This window comes from Maritalea myrionectae, from assembly GCF_003433515.1.
Lineage (GTDB): Bacteria > Pseudomonadota > Alphaproteobacteria > Rhizobiales > Devosiaceae > Maritalea > Maritalea myrionectae.
Genome location: NZ_CP021330.1, coordinates 1,098,801 through 1,112,885 on the forward strand (window position 1 = coordinate 1,098,801; position 14,085 = coordinate 1,112,885).

Genomic DNA, 14,085 nt, shown 5'->3' on the forward strand with positions numbered 1-14,085 from the left:
AAAATTTTTGTTGCAAAGAGGGATTTCAAGCGAGGACAATTGCAGTGGTTCAATTTGAGGAACGACTGGCGGCTGAATATGGCGCTTTGAGCAAACAGCTCAAAGCTGCGGCCGACTATATTGTCAAGAACCAGGTTGATACGGCAACGCGATCCCTTCGCTCCATCTCAGAATCCAGTGACATTTCGCCCGCAACCTATTCGCGGTTGGCGCGTGCGCTTGGTTTTTCAAATTATGAAGAACTGCGTGAAATGTTGCGTGGTGCGCTTGGGCGCAGCGTCAGCAATATGACCGATAAGGCGTCACAGTTGCAGGCGGAAGCTGAAATGGGCGATTGCACCCCATTTTTGAACAAGCAGTCGGCGGCCTGTGCGGCCAATATCGGGCAGTTGACGCAAAATATTCCGCAGGATCGATTGCAGAAGGCCGTGCGCTATTTGAGCAATGCCCGCAACGTGTTGCTGCTTGGGTCGTTGAGTTCAACAGGGATTGTGGAATATATGGCTTATCTGGCCAATTATTTCACCTCCAATTGGCGCATCGCTGGCCGGGCGGGCGCATCGCTTGGGGCGGAAATTTCTGCACTCAACAAAAATGATGTTTTGTTGGTTGTCACAAAACCACCATTCGCGCGGCGCACCATAGAAGGTGTGCGGGCGGCTGTGCGCATGGGCGCGAAGGTGATTGTGATTACGGACACCCATTCTTGCCCCGTGCTGGCGGAAGCCGACACTGGGTTTATTGTGGCGACAGACAGCCCACAATTTTTCTCATCCTACGCGGCAACCATCGTGCTGATCGAGACGATCATTGGGATGCTTGTGGCGGGATCAGGCAAGGCGGCGAAACAACGTATTTTCGAAGTCGAATGCCTTAATCAACAGTTCGGGGAAACCTGGAATGCGTAAAACTAGTCTAACTTTAAAGGGAGGTCTTATGAATAAGTACCTTAAAACTTTTGCCGTTGCGGCAATTGCTGGCGCTATGGTTGTGCCAACTGCTCAAGCTGAGGAGTTTGTGACCATCGGTACCGGCGGTGTTACCGGCGTTTACTACCCAACAGGTGGCGCGATTTGTCGTTTGGTCAATAAAGGCCGCAAAGATCACGGCATCCGCTGTTCAGTAGAATCTACAGGCGGTTCTGTTTACAACATCAACACCATTCGCGAAGGCGAGTTGGAATTTGGTGTGGCTCAGTCTGACTGGCAATATCACGCCTATAACGGCACATCACGCTTTGAAGAAGCTGGTCCGTTTGAAGAGCTGCGCGCTGTATTCTCAGTGCACCCGGAGCCATTCACCGTTGTGGCACGTGCCGATTCTGGCGTGACAAACTTTGACGACCTCAAAGGCAAGCGCGTGAACATTGGTAACCCAGGTTCAGGCCAACGCGGCACTATGGAAGTGTTGATGGAAGCCAAAGGCTGGACAATGGATGATTTCGAGTTGGCCACAGAGTTGAAAGCAGCTGAACAGTCTGCTGCCCTTTGTGACAACCAAATCGACGCGATGGTTTACACCGTTGGTCACCCATCCGGTTCAATCCAGGAAGCCACAACTTCATGTGATTCAGTGTTGGTGAATGTTGACGGCGAAGCTGTAACTGGCTTGATCAATGACAATTCATTCTACCGGACAGCAACCATTCCTGGTGGCATGTATCGCGGCAATGATGAAGACACATCAACATTTGGTGTGGGCGCAACATTTGTGACCTCAACCAACGTGTCTGAAGAAGCTGTGTACACAGTTGTTAAATCAGTTTTCGAAAACTTCGATGACTTCAAACAGCTGCACCCTGCTTTTGCAAATCTTGATCCTCAAGAAATGGCAACTGCTGGCCTTTCAGCACCATTGCATGATGGCGCCGCGAAATATTATCGCGAACAAGGCTGGATTGAATAAGTCATACTTATCAACAGCGTGGCGGGGGCCGATTTGCGCCCCTGCCATTTTTTACGGCATAGTTAAATACTGTGCATGGGGACGGCGCTTTGTGCTTTGCGGCTCTAAGCTCAGGCAAAAGGTTTTCTAAGGGGGAGAAAATGGTCAAGAATTCGGATAATGGCAGAGGGCTGAGCGAAGCTGAACTGCAGGAGTTGGTCGCGTCGAGTGACGCTGGTTCGCGTTCCCCTGAAGGGGCCGTTGGTTTGTTTCTCGCGGTTGTGGCTTTGGTGTGGTCCGTTTTTCAGGTCGCGCTTGCGTCTCCACTTTCAAACTATATTTTGCCCAGCGATTTGATCAATAATTCGCGGCAATTGCATTTGGCCTTTGCCCTGTTTTTGGCCTTTATGGCCTATCCTGCGCTCAAATCGAGTCCGCGCCATAAAATCCCGGTTCAAGACTGGATTTTGGGCATTTTGGGTGCCTTTATCGCCCTTTACGGTTTTTTCTTTTACGACAAAATTGTCGCCGCCGGTGGGCTGGCTGACGATACTGACAAGTGGGTGGCCCTTGTCGGTGTTTTGATTTTGTTTGAAGGCACAAGACGGGCGCTTGGCCCAGCGATGGCCATCATCGCCACGATCTTTATGCTCTATGTGTTTTTTGGCTCTTCTGATTGGGTGCCTGAAGTTATGCGCTGGAAGGGCGCATCGCTGAAGAAAGCCATGAGCCATATGTGGATCACCTCAGAGGGCGTGTTTGGTATCGCGCTTGGGGTGTCGACGAAATTTGTGTTCCTATTTGTGTTGTTCGGCGCGCTTTTGGATAAGGCTGGCGCGGGCAACTATTTCATTAAAATGGCCTTCGGCGCTTTGGGGCACCTCAAAGGTGGTCCGGCTAAGGCGGCTGTGGTTGGCTCTGCGGCGACTGGGTTGATCTCCGGGTCGTCCATCGCAAACGTGGTGACCACAGGTACCTTCACTATTCCTTTGATGAAGCGCGTTGGGTTCACCAGCGAGCAGGCCGGTTCGGTTGAAGTGGCCTCATCGGTGAACGGGCAAATCATGCCCCCTGTGATGGGCGCTGCGGCGTTCTTGATGGTGGAGTATGTGGGCATTTCCTATGTGGAAGTGATCACCCATGCCTTCCTCCCGGCAACCATTTCTTACATTGCGTTGGTCTATATCGTTCACCTTGAAGCGGTGAAACGCAACATGCCGACTTTGGGCAATAAGGTCGTTTCTGTTGGCCGCACGATCGGTGGCATGGCCGCGTTCTTTGCTGGCTTTGCAGCGCTTTGTTACGGCATTCAATATCCTGTGCGCTGGGTCACGGCTTTGGTGCCGGAGAATGCAGGCTGGATCTTGGCGCTAATGCTATTTATGGCCTATGTCGGCCTGGTTTGGTTGGCTTCAAAAACAGATGATTTGGTGCCAGATGATCCAAACTCGGAAGATGTTGAGCTGCCTGAAATTGCTGAGATTTATAAAGCCGGTCTTTATTATCTGTTGCCAATTGTGGTGCTGGTTTACTTCTTGATGATTGAACAAAAATCACCAGGGCTGTCGGCCTTCTGGGCGACCTCACTGCTGTTTGTCATCTTGCTGACACAGCGTCCGCTGAAAGCCATTTTCCGCAATGCGGGTGATTATGGCGAAAAGGTCAAGCTGGGCATCATGGATTTGATTGCCGGGTTGATTGAAGGCGCGCGCAATATGATTGGCATTGGCCTAGCGACGGCCACCGCAGGCATCATTGTGGGCACGGTGACTTTGACGGGTATTGGCCAAGTGATGGCCGATTTGGTCGAGTTGATCTCGGGCGGTAATTTGATCCTGATGCTGATTTTTGTCGGCATGCTCTCGCTGATTTTGGGCATGGGCTTGCCGACCACGGCGAACTATATCGTGGTGTCGAGTTTGATGGCCGGGGTTGTTGTGGAATTGGGCGCACAATCAGGTTTGATTGTGCCGCTGATCGCGGTCCACTTGTTCGTGTTCTATTTCGGGATCATGGCGGACGTGACGCCCCCGGTGGGGCTGGCGAGTTTCGCGGCCGCTGCCGTTTCGGGCGGCGACGCGATCCGCACAGGCTTTATCGCGTTCTTCTATTCATTGCGCACAGTGGCGCTGCCGTTCTTCTTTATCTTCAACACAGATTTGTTGTTGATCGATGTGACGTGGTGGCAAGGGATCATCGTATTTGTGGTCGCGACCATAGCCATATTGGTCTTTACCGCAGGCACCATGGGGTGGTTCCTCACGAAAAGCCGGATCTGGGAAAGTGTTGCGCTGGTGTTGATCGCCTTCGCGTTGTTCCGTCCCGATTTCTTTATGGACCAAGTTCAACCACCTTATCGTGATGTGGCACCTGCCGCCTTCACTGAAACAGTAGGTTCGGTTGATGCCGATAAAGAAATGCGGATCGTTGTGAGCGGACCGGATTTTGACACGGGTGAGCCAAAAGAACGCACCTTGGTGCTGAACTTTAATGAAGGCACCACTGCTGATGAACGTTTGGATGCGCTCGGATTGGCCTTTATGGTTGAGGGGGATCAATTGCTCATGGAAGAACCCTTCCCGGGCACTCCATATTTCGACAAGATGAGTGACTTCGACTTTTATGGTGATCAGCCCGTGACCTTGCAGGAAGCGAAAGTGCGGGTGCAACAATTGCCGCAAGAACTGATGTTTATTCCAACATTTATCTTGCTTGGATTTGTGGCGTTCTTGCAGTCGCGGCGTGCAAAAACCTTGAGGGAGGTGAGTGCATAATGAGTAAATCAGTTTTATGTGCGGTCGATATCAATCGGCCCGATGATGAAAAGCATATCTTGGAAGAGGCTTATCGTTTGGCCAAATTGGACGATGCACGCCTGGATGTGATCACGGTTGTGCCAGACTATGGCATGAGTGTTGTCGGCAGCTATTTTGAAGCTGATCACACAGACAAGATGAAAGCGGCAGCGCATGATCACCTTATTAAGGTGGCAGAAAGTGTTGTTGGTGCTGAGGCGAACAAAGATGTGCGCCACATCGTTTCTGTGGGCAACGCCTATGAGGAAATTTTGCATACGGCGAAGAAGGCCGGCACCGATCTTATTGTGATCGGTGCGCATAAGCCGGACTTTCGTGATTTCCTTTTGGGGCCGAATGCTGCGCGCGTTGTGCGCCACTCTACCTGCTCAGTTTATGTGGTGCGCTAGGTTTAGCGCATCGCAAATTGATTGACGGGGGCGTTTATCGCAATGGCGCTGTTGGCAAACTCAGCATCAACCCGGTAGACGCCTTTTAGCCGTTCTGGCGAGAGCACATCGGCCAAAGGCCCTTTGGCCACCATTTCGGATTCGTGCATCAGCACTGCACTGTCGCAATAGCGTGCGGCCAAATTGATGTCGTGAAATGAGGCGATAACGGTTTTGCCTTTGGCCTTGATATGGTCCAGCAACCTGATCTGAAAATAGATATCCAGGTGATTGTTGGGCTCATCCAGCACATAGACTTCTGGATCAAGCGCCAAGATTTGGGCAAAAAACAAACGTTGCTGTTCGCCACCAGATAAATAACCCGCATTTTCGTCGCGACGATCCCAAAGTTCGACCAGCTCCAGGGCTTCGCGAATGCGCTCGGCTTCCTCCTGTTTGGCGCAGGAGAGTGGAAACAGGCCCAACCCTGCGACCTGCGCGATGGTGAGGCCCGCCAATTGCGCCTTTTCCTGCAGCACAGTGCCAACCTTAGCGGCAAAACCTTTGCGGCTCCAGTTTTCGAGCGGCATACCGAAAGCCTCAATGCTGCCCGCGGTGGGTTTCTTTTCGCGATAGAGCAGACGCAGCAAGGATGATTTGCCTGCGCCATTGGGGCCGAGAAGGCCCATAAAACTGCCTTGGAGCACCTCGAATGTGCAGTCCTGCACCAGTGCTTTGCTGCCGATTGAAAAGCCAACATTGTTCAATTTGAAAATTGCATTGGTGTGTGGAGTTGGCGCTTTATGCAACATGGCGGGTCTGCCTTAGAATAAAGATAAAAGGGGGCGTGGCGAACAAGGCGAGCAGCACCGCCAAGGGCAGTTCGCTCGGGGCCAGCAAGGTACGGCACAGCAGGTCGGTAAAGGTCAGAATAAGGGCGCCGAAAATCATGGCAAGGGGAATGAGGTTTTTGTGGCCGGAGCCACACAATTGCCGCGCTAGATGCGGGACGATCAGCCCGACAAAACCCACAATGCCCATAATGGAAACGCTGAGGCCTGTAAGGAGAGCAGTTGCCAAAAATATCGAGAGTTTGAGTGGTCCTGTGGCTACGCCGAGTGATGTGGCGCGCGCGTCGCCCATTAGTAAAGCATCTAATTGTCTATGTTGCGTGAGCGCCATTGCGGCAACGATAAGTGTAGCGATGGTGATCAGCGGTAAATCGTTCCAATTGGTGCCGGCGGCTGAACCCATCAGCCAGTTGAGCGCCGCCTTGGCGGCATTGGGCTCAGAAATGTGGAGCAGGAATGCAGTGAAAGATTGAAACAACAATGAGACCGCCACACCGGCCAGGATCACCAGTAGTCGATCCATGGGGCGTTCGCGGCTATAGGCCATCAAAAGAGTGAAGGCGAAGGCCGCTGCGGCACCCAAAAAGGCGATTAGCGGCAAACCAAAGGCTGCCACGATGCCCGCTGGTAGCCAAATGATGGCCGCCACGGCTGCGGCTGAAGCGCCTGAAGACAAGCCGAGCAAATAGGGATCGGCCAGCGGGTTGCGCAGGGCTGTTTGAATGAGTGTGCCGCTCAGCGCCAAAGCGGCGCCGACCACGGCACAGGCCAAGACGCGCGGCAAGCGCCATTCCCATATGATCATGGTGAGGCTTGATTTGGCCTCTGGCGCACGCAGCAACACCGCGAGTTTTTGATCCCAAGGGATTGGCGCGGTGCCCCAAAAGGTGCCCGCAATCACCATGGCAAACAAGGCGATACAGGCACCGATTGTGATGAGAGGAAGCCGCGCGGCCTGCATCTTATTGGTCCAACTCTTCGATCTGTTGTGCCAGGTTTTCCACGCCGTCGGTAAAGCGCATGCCCAACACTGTTTGGGAGAAGGGGATAATCACAAAGCGTTCATTTTTGACCGCCTGCAATTGTGCCAATACGGGGTCAGTTTTTAGCTTTTGGATTTTCTCATCGGCTGGCGACCAAACTGCGTCATTGATCACGATGATCTCCGGATCGTGCTGCACAACATGCTCCCAACCGACATTCACCCAGCGGCCTTCAATGTCATCGCTGATGCTGTTCAAGCCCAGAATGCGCATGAGCAGGGCGGGGCTGCCACAGCACCCAGCCGTGTAAACAGGGTCATCGTCGCTATCGTAGAAAAAGGCAGAGCGCCCTGCACCGGGGTTGAGGGTGCGGACTTTTTCAATGCGGGTTGCGGTTTCTGCCATCAATTGCTCCGCGCGATCTTTAACGCCAAATATGTCGCCGATGATTTTGATGTCTTTAAGGATCGGGGCTGTGGTGACAGGCACGTTCTTCGGATTGTACTGATCGCAAGAGGCGTCCACCAAATAGGTGGCGACGTTCCGCCCGTTCCATTCCTCTTGCGTGCCAACATTTTTCTCTGCAAATGCGGAGGCAAAGCCTGCAAACAAGAAGTCTGGTTCTTCAATTAACACCACTTCTTTGGCGGGATAGTTTTCCGCGATGACGGGCACCTGATTATAGGCGTCTTGCCATTGCGCGGGGATTTCATCTTCCAAATAGGCGGTGCCGACCATGTGATCTTCCAACCCAAGGGCGAGCATCACCTCGGTTGCCTGCTGGTTGAGGGTGATGGCACGGGTGGGCGCTTCCTCAATGGTGATGGGCACGCCACAGCTTTCATATTCAATTGTGTCGGCAAATGATGGCGATGCCATAAGAGTGGAGATGACGGCGGAAAGTGCAATTTGTTTGATCATTATTCTGTCTTCAATTTGTTTTTTGTAATGTTATTACATTACGTGTTGTGCATCTGGCAAGTGTGAATTGCCTGTTATTTTTTGTGCTCAGCTTCACTCGTTGGCATGCAGCATTGCCTTTTCCGGCGATGGTTCAGCCGGTGTCGGTGCGAAGGGCAGGCGCAATGGTGATGTGCGCTGATGGATCAGCACATCATCGACGAACTTTGCTACATCCTGTTCTGAATTGAGCTGATACCAGTCGCCCTTGGGGTAATGAACGACCACAGGGCCATTGTTGCAGGGAAACAGACAACCCGTGCTGGCGATCAAGCATTTCGAGCCTAGGCCAGCTTGTTGCACAGCGGCTTTGAGGGGCTCGAGCAGACCAAAGCTGCCGCGCATATGGCAACGCGGGCCTGTACACACCAGCAAATGATGCTCATAGACTGGGGGTTCATCCCAACCTTTGCCATTCATGCCGTCAATTTTCGGTGCGATTTGTTCAGCTCGATAGGGGCGGTTGGCCACCAGTTTGAGCAATTCCTGATCTTCATCAAGATCGGCCGCAATCGCCAATTTTACCTGATGGGCAGGCTGGCGGGTGAGCCAATCTGCTGCTGCGTTCGGCACCCATTTGCGCAGGCTTTGCGAAAAGGGAATGCCAATGGGGCGCAGAACAACTCGCGTTGCGCCATTGGCCAAGGCGCGATCCAGCGCATTGAACATGTGGTCGCCTTGGTGCTCAAGGCGCACCACATCACACGGCGTCTCTTTCGCCGCCACTAAAGTTTCTGCTAATGCCGCAAATTTGCGGTTTGATACGTAACTTGCACTAACTAGGAAGATTTCAAATTGCATTGTCCGCTCCCCAGGGTGGGTACGGTACAGCAATTTTGAATGGGCCAAATGGCCGCAAGAATATTCATCGCTACTCCTTACCGGGACACCCCGCCCGATTGTGGTTGATATTATGCGATGGCAGGTCTCCTGACTTGCGGGTCATTGCGATGTCTGAACCTTCCCGGCACTTGGCCAGTGGTGATCTCAGCTCGCTATCCGCTCACAGTTGCGGGGGCAGCTATGGACTTGATCCCCTGTTTGGGTCGATCGCACCATATTCCCTTTTCATCCAGTTTGTCGTTAGAACGCCCTGGAACCATCTAGCCACTAATAAGAAGCAGGAGACTTAATTTGTCAATCCACGAGAGAGCGTGATTGGTCAAGGCACTGATTGGCATGAACTATCCGCCAAAGATGCGATCTTCAAGGGGGATGGAATCAATGCGGTCCGTGAGGTTTTTCAACAGCAAATGTTCAGCGCGATTGAGCTTGGTTGCCGGGTTGGTGGTGACATAAACGTCGATTTCCGGCGGATCATCATAGGGCGGCAGGCGGTGCAAATAGCCCATTTCCACATCGCGTTTGGCCACGTGAACCGGCAGCGGGCCAATGCCTAAACCCGAAAGAATCATCCGGCGCACCTCTTCAAGGTTGGCAGATGACCCAACGACGGCATCCTCCGGCGCCGCTTTGGCACGCAACAGCGTGACCGGGCGCAGCACATCTGACAATTGGTCGGTTGTGAACGACACCCAATTGTTGCCTGCCAAATCTTTGGTGGTGAGGTTTTTCTTCCCGAAAAGCGGGTGTTTTGGGCCGCAGTACAACCCAAAATGCTCGCGAAACATGTGTTTGTAGTGCAGTTTTGGATGCTTGTTATAGACAAGGCAAATGCCAAAGCTGGCTTGGCGCGACACCACTTGCTCAATCACATGGTGGCTGGGGCCAACGATGATTTCAACGGTGGCTTGCGGGTGCTGAATATGAAAGTCGCCCAGAATGTCATCAAAAAATTCGCAAAGCACATGGCTGGCCATGGCGATTTTGACGTGGCCCTGTACGGTTTCTTGAATATCCCGCATCAAAGTGGAGAGGCGCAGGATTGATCCATTAATATCCACAGCTTCGCGATAAAGCTGTTTGCCGGCATCAGTGACATTGAATTTGCCAGGGCCGCGCTCAATCAGTTTCCGGCCTAAAGTTTCCTCCAAACGCTTGAGCGCCGAGGAAACGCTGGGCTGTTGCAGGCCCAATCTGGAGGCGGCAAGGGTGATGGATCGAGAATCCACCAACACCACAAACATGCGCAAAAGGTTCCAATCTAGCTGTCTGGCTAGGTTTTCAGCATCTCTATCCATAGGTATAGATTAAATCAATAATCAAGATTGTAAATATCTATTTGATTTATGGATGGGGATGTCCAAACCTATGCCTATTGGAGGGGACTAATGGCAACAATTGAACAGAGTGAGAAGAGGGCTCCATGGGTGCTGCTCTCCCCAGCACTGGTGACCATCGCGCTGTTGTTGGTGATCCCATTGATGTTTATCGTGGTGTATTCCTTTTGGTTGCGTACCTCCGTCGGCGGCGTTGAAGCCGCGTTTTCATTTGGCAATTGGCAAGAAGCACTCACCGATCGGTTTTACCGCGACATTTTGTTGAGCACCATTCGCATTGCCGCGATCACGACTATTGTTTGCGCGTTTGTTGGCTATCCTGTGGCGTATTTTGTGGCGCGGGCGCGGGGCGTCAATCGGGGCTTTTTGCTGTTGCTTTTGATGCTACCGTTCTGGGTTAGCTACATTATTCGCACCATGAGTTGGATTAACATTCTTGGTGTTTCCGGCGCGCTCAACTCCTTGTTGTTGGCGGTTGGGGTGATCGATGAGCCGATCCAGATGCTTTATAACGAGACCACCGTTATTTTGGGTCTGGTGCACTTTTTGCTGCCCTTTATGATTTTGAATACCTATGTGAGCCTTGATGGGATTGATCGCGCGTTGGAAGACGCGGCGAACTCCTTGGGCGCAAATCCAATGCAGACATTTTGGGAAGTGACGCTTCCCCTATCAGTTCCAGGTTTGGCAGCCGGGGGGCTGTTGTGCTTCGTGCTTGGCGCTGGCACCTATATCACCCCGGTTATACTTGGCGGTCCCACCGATGCCATGTTTGCCAACCTGGTCTTTGAAGCCATCATCACGCAGCTCGATTGGCCGCTGGGGGCAGTGCTCTCGCTGATGCTGCTGGTGGTGCTGGGCGCGGTGGTGCTCACCTATAACCGGTTTATGGGACTGGGACAGATTGCGAAGGGGATAGGATAATGCGCGGTTGGCCCCTTATTCGAGCTTGGACTATTTTGGTCTATACCTTCATGTTTTTGCCCGTGGCGGTGGTGATTTTACTCGCCTTCAACGCCAACCAGTTCGGGGCCTTCCCCATGACGGGCTTTTCACTGCGCTGGTTCGTGGCACTATGGGAAAATGACGCGATCGTGCGGGCATTTCAAACCTCTCTGACGCTTGGTTTGATGACGGCGGTTATCTCAACGACCCTTGGCGTTTTGGCGTCGCTGGCGTTGGTGCGATATGATTTTCCGGGCAAAAACAGCATTAGCACCTTGTTGATCGCGCCGATTTTGGTGCCCGAAGTGGTGCTGGCCGTGGCGTTGCTGTTGTTTTTACAAATGCTCAATATCCCCAAAAGCTTCTTTTTGCTTTTGATGGGCCATGTGATTTTCACGCTGCCCTTTGTTGTGCTTGTGGTGCAAGCACGGCTGGTGGCGGTGAAGAAGGATTATGAAGAGGCGGCACGCAGCCTTGGGGCTTCGCCGATCCAAGCGTTTTTCCAAATCACACTGCCGCTCATTTTACCGGCGGTCATGGCTGGGGGGCTGTTTGCCTTCACCATTTCTTTTGACGACATCACCGGCACACTTTTCTGGAAACCGGGCGGGGTCGAAACCGTGCCGACCCAGATTTTCGCCATGCTGCGGAACTCCATTTCACCGGAGATCAACGCACTTGGGGCGGTGATGATTATGCTGACAACAGGTTTGCCATTGATTGGCATTGGCGTGGCCAGGTGGTCTGCCTCAAGGCGCAATAAATAGCGCTGCAAGAATCGAAATCGAACAATCCTACGGAGGGAATAATGGACGATACTAAAAGATATGAACGCCTAAGAGAGATGTATGGCAATGGTGACATTGGCCGTCGGAAATTTCTTGGGCTTTTGGGCGCTGCTGGTGCGGCCTATGGCGTGCAAATGCCATTTGGCAACATGGCGTTTGCCCAAGATGTAAGCCAAGTGCGGTTTGATGGCTGGGGCGGTGTTGTCTCAGAAGCGTTCCGCGAAAAAGCGTTTGACCCGTTCACTGCCAAGACCGGCATTGAAGTGGTTGATGGCACATTCGGCAGTGGTGACGAATATTTGGCACGCGTGAAAACAGCGCAAGAAGGCGAGTATAACATCGCCCACCTGTCTGGCGTGTTTGATTATGCCCGTTATCATAATCTTGGTTATTCAACTGCCTTGAACACCGACAATATTCCAAACCTTGATTTGGTTATTCCAAAGCTTGTGGATGTGTTCCGCGCTGTTTCAGGCGATGCGCTTTCATGTGTGCCTTATGACTATGGCACCACAGGCCTGGCCTATAACCGCAAATATATTTCTGATGAGGAAATGAAAGAGCAAGGCGCACGCATCATGCTCAATGAGAAATATAAAGGCAAAATCGGCGGTTGGAGCGATTGGCGTACCCGGATTTGGTATGGCGCGCTGCAAACAGACCAAGATCCGAACAATATCCAAGATATGGATGCGGTTTGGGATGCGATCCGCACACACCGTGACTTGGCCCTTAAATATTGGGGTTCTGGCGCGGAACTGATGAGCCTTCTTGCAGAAGAAGAAATCTATGTCACTGAAGGCTGGTCTGGCCGTATCTATGCGCTGCAAGAGCAGGGTCACGATATTGGCTATTATGATCCACCAAACGGCTTTGGCTGGCAGGAATGTCTGTTCGTGATCAAAGGCTCACCATTGGGTGCGGTGGAAGAGTTGCTCAACTTTATGTTGGCACCTGAAACGTCAATCGCGGTGGCTGAAGCGCAGAACTATCCACCAGCGCTTGATCCTTCAAAAGTGGATTTGGGTTCAAAAATCCCAACACTTCCGGCGTTTGACCCATCAGGCAAATTGGACGGCTTGACCTTTGCGAACCCAGATTACTGGAATGGCAATGAAGCAGAATGGTCCAAGATGTTTGGACGCGTTCAAAAGGGCTATTAATTTTATCAATGTGGTGGGCGATGGATGCCATTGCCCACCATTTTTGCACGGGATGAAATCATCATGAGCACCGCCGTTACCTTAGACAACATCGTTAAAAGATTTGGCACGTTCACAGCCGTGCATCCGCTCAATCTGGAAATTGAGCAAGGCAGTTTTCTTACGCTTTTGGGGCCATCTGGCTGCGGCAAAACCACAACTTTGCGCATGATCGCAGGTTTGTTGGATCCGACCGAAGGCGATATTCTGGTGAAGGGGCAGCGGGTCAATACCGTGCCCATCCACAAGCGCAATTTGGGCATTGTGTTCCAAAGCTATGCGCTGTTTCCGCACAAAACGATTTTTGAAAATGTGGCCTTTGGCCTGAAATATCGCGATGTGTCGAAGGCCGAAGTAGAGCAAAAAGTTAAGGCCGCGATGGAGTTGGTGCAATTGCCCGATATGGGCGATCGCTATCCCACGCAGCTTTCTGGCGGGCAGCAGCAGCGGATCGCGCTGGCCCGGGCAATTGTGATCGAACCCGATGTTTTGTTGTTGGATGAACCGCTTTCAGCGCTGGATGCCAATCTGCGTGAAGACATGCGGGTTGAGTTAAAAAATATTCAAGAAAAACTTGGCGTTACCACCGTTTTTGTGACCCATGATCAGGGCGAAGCCTTGGCCATGTCCGATAATATCGTGGTGATGCGCGACGGGCGCATTGAACAGGTGGGCAGCCCTTGGGATGTGTATAACCGTCCAGCATCCGAATTTGTGGCGCAGTTCCTTGGTGCATCCAACCTTATGGATGTGTCTGTTGAAGGCGCAGGGGCTGATAAGGTGGCGATTGAATTGCCGCATTTTGGCAAGTTGGAAGTGGATACAACCCAAGTGCCGAAAGGCAATGCCTCGCAAAAAGGCAAGCTGGTGTTGCGGGCCGAAAAACTTCAACTGAGCGACGAGAAAGCAAAATTGCCCGCCGGGCATGTTTCGGCCAAGGGTACGGTGGAAGCTGTGGATTATTTGGGGCAGTCCGTGCGCTATTTTGTGCATGTCGGCGACCAAAAGTTGCAGGCGATCAATACTGTGGGACTGGCCCTGTTTAATCAGGGTGAGGCGGCCCAAGTTCACTTTGATCCGCAAAACTGCACATTGCTTGGAGATTAGA

Annotated in this window: 13 protein-coding genes and 1 riboswitch; of the genes, 8 read left to right on the plus strand and 5 right to left on the minus strand. The window is 52.2% G+C overall.

Annotation, left to right across the window (positions count from 1 at the left end):
- The first annotated feature begins 44 nt into the window (after positions 1-44).
- The 4 genes from MXMO3_RS05325 (at position 45) to MXMO3_RS05340 (ending at position 5,089) form a co-directional block, all read left to right on the plus strand.
- Positions 45-908 carry a MurR/RpiR family transcriptional regulator gene (locus MXMO3_RS05325; protein ID WP_205468082.1) on the plus strand — a complete coding sequence of 288 codons (864 nt, stop codon included), beginning with the start codon at positions 45-47 and terminating at the stop codon, positions 906-908.
- Positions 901-1,905: a TAXI family TRAP transporter solute-binding subunit gene (locus tag MXMO3_RS05330; protein ID WP_425462131.1), complete on the plus strand. Its 1,005-nt coding sequence runs from the start codon at positions 901-903 to the stop codon at positions 1,903-1,905. The genes MXMO3_RS05325 and MXMO3_RS05330 overlap by 8 nt, the downstream gene beginning before the upstream one ends.
- 140 nt (positions 1,906-2,045) lie before the next feature.
- The gene (locus MXMO3_RS05335; RefSeq protein WP_117395198.1) at positions 2,046-4,658 is read left to right on the plus strand and encodes a TRAP transporter permease; all 2,613 of its coding nucleotides are present in this window, start codon (positions 2,046-2,048) and stop codon (positions 4,656-4,658) included.
- Positions 4,658-5,089 carry a universal stress protein gene (locus MXMO3_RS05340; protein ID WP_027834735.1) on the plus strand — a complete coding sequence of 144 codons (432 nt, stop codon included), beginning with the start codon at positions 4,658-4,660 and terminating at the stop codon, positions 5,087-5,089. The genes MXMO3_RS05335 and MXMO3_RS05340 overlap by 1 nt, the downstream gene beginning before the upstream one ends.
- Positions 5,090-5,091: 2 nt before the next feature.
- On the opposite strand, the gene MXMO3_RS05345 is transcribed toward MXMO3_RS05340, so the two are convergent.
- The 5 genes from MXMO3_RS05345 to MXMO3_RS05365 form a co-directional block, all read right to left on the minus strand.
- Positions 5,092-5,880, minus strand: a complete 789-nt coding sequence (locus tag MXMO3_RS05345) for an ABC transporter ATP-binding protein (protein WP_117395199.1) — start codon at positions 5,878-5,880, stop codon at positions 5,092-5,094.
- Entirely contained in the window at positions 5,870-6,880 is a 1,011-nt protein-coding gene (locus MXMO3_RS05350; protein ID WP_027834733.1) for a FecCD family ABC transporter permease, read from the minus strand. Before MXMO3_RS05350 ends, MXMO3_RS05345 begins: the two co-directional genes overlap by 11 nt.
- 1 nt (position 6,881) lies before the next feature.
- Positions 6,882-7,823 (minus strand): ABC transporter substrate-binding protein, encoded by a 942-nt coding sequence (locus MXMO3_RS05355; RefSeq protein ID WP_117395200.1) that lies wholly within the window; start codon positions 7,821-7,823, stop codon positions 6,882-6,884.
- Positions 7,824-7,916: 93 nt separating this feature from the next.
- The gene (locus MXMO3_RS05360; RefSeq protein WP_162889139.1) at positions 7,917-8,663 is read right to left on the minus strand and encodes a (2Fe-2S) ferredoxin domain-containing protein; all 747 of its coding nucleotides are present in this window, start codon (positions 8,661-8,663) and stop codon (positions 7,917-7,919) included.
- Positions 8,664-8,765: 102 nt separating this feature from the next.
- A riboswitch (cobalamin riboswitch) is annotated at positions 8,766-8,981 on the minus strand.
- A gap of 65 nt (positions 8,982-9,046) precedes the next feature.
- A complete protein-coding gene (locus tag MXMO3_RS05365; RefSeq protein ID WP_027834731.1) occupies positions 9,047-10,003 on the minus strand; it encodes a LysR family transcriptional regulator in 957 nt (318 codons plus the stop codon).
- Between the two features lie 90 nt (positions 10,004-10,093).
- Here MXMO3_RS05365 and MXMO3_RS05370 point away from each other — a divergent pair, with 90 nt between their 5' ends.
- The 4 genes from MXMO3_RS05370 (at position 10,094) to MXMO3_RS05385 (ending at position 14,084) form a co-directional block, all read left to right on the plus strand.
- Entirely contained in the window at positions 10,094-10,966 is an 873-nt protein-coding gene (locus MXMO3_RS05370; RefSeq protein ID WP_027834730.1) for an ABC transporter permease, read from the plus strand.
- A complete protein-coding gene (locus MXMO3_RS05375) occupies positions 10,966-11,754 on the plus strand; it encodes an ABC transporter permease (RefSeq protein ID WP_117395202.1) in 789 nt (262 codons plus the stop codon). The genes MXMO3_RS05370 and MXMO3_RS05375 overlap by 1 nt, the downstream gene beginning before the upstream one ends.
- 41 nt (positions 11,755-11,795) lie before the next feature.
- Positions 11,796-12,938, plus strand: a complete 1,143-nt coding sequence (locus MXMO3_RS05380) for an extracellular solute-binding protein (protein ID WP_027834728.1) — start codon at positions 11,796-11,798, stop codon at positions 12,936-12,938.
- A gap of 63 nt (positions 12,939-13,001) precedes the next feature.
- The gene (locus MXMO3_RS05385; protein ID WP_117396719.1) at positions 13,002-14,084 is read left to right on the plus strand and encodes an ABC transporter ATP-binding protein; all 1,083 of its coding nucleotides are present in this window, start codon (positions 13,002-13,004) and stop codon (positions 14,082-14,084) included.
- Position 14,085: the final 1 nt, after the last annotated feature.

Coding starts and splice junctions, on each gene's coding strand:
- MXMO3_RS05330 (WP_425462131.1), top strand. CDS start 901: ATGCGTAAAACTAGTCTAACTTTAAAGGGAGGTCTTATGAATAAGTAC.
- MXMO3_RS05380 (WP_027834728.1), top strand. CDS start 11,796: ATGGACGATACTAAAAGATATGAACGCCTAAGAGAGATGTATGGCAAT.
- MXMO3_RS05345 (WP_117395199.1), bottom strand. CDS start 5,880: ATGTTGCATAAAGCGCCAACTCCACACACCAATGCAATTTTCAAATTG.
- MXMO3_RS05360 (WP_162889139.1), bottom strand. CDS start 8,663: ATGCAATTTGAAATCTTCCTAGTTAGTGCAAGTTACGTATCAAACCGC.
- MXMO3_RS05370 (WP_027834730.1), top strand. CDS start 10,094: ATGGCAACAATTGAACAGAGTGAGAAGAGGGCTCCATGGGTGCTGCTC.
- MXMO3_RS05375 (WP_117395202.1), top strand. CDS start 10,966: ATGCGCGGTTGGCCCCTTATTCGAGCTTGGACTATTTTGGTCTATACC.
- MXMO3_RS05350 (WP_027834733.1), bottom strand. CDS start 6,880: ATGCAGGCCGCGCGGCTTCCTCTCATCACAATCGGTGCCTGTATCGCC.
- MXMO3_RS05385 (WP_117396719.1), top strand. CDS start 13,002: ATGAGCACCGCCGTTACCTTAGACAACATCGTTAAAAGATTTGGCACG.
- MXMO3_RS05365 (WP_027834731.1), bottom strand. CDS start 10,003: ATGGATAGAGATGCTGAAAACCTAGCCAGACAGCTAGATTGGAACCTT.
- MXMO3_RS05340 (WP_027834735.1), top strand. CDS start 4,658: ATGAGTAAATCAGTTTTATGTGCGGTCGATATCAATCGGCCCGATGAT.
- MXMO3_RS05355 (WP_117395200.1), bottom strand. CDS start 7,823: ATGATCAAACAAATTGCACTTTCCGCCGTCATCTCCACTCTTATGGCA.
- MXMO3_RS05335 (WP_117395198.1), top strand. CDS start 2,046: ATGGTCAAGAATTCGGATAATGGCAGAGGGCTGAGCGAAGCTGAACTG.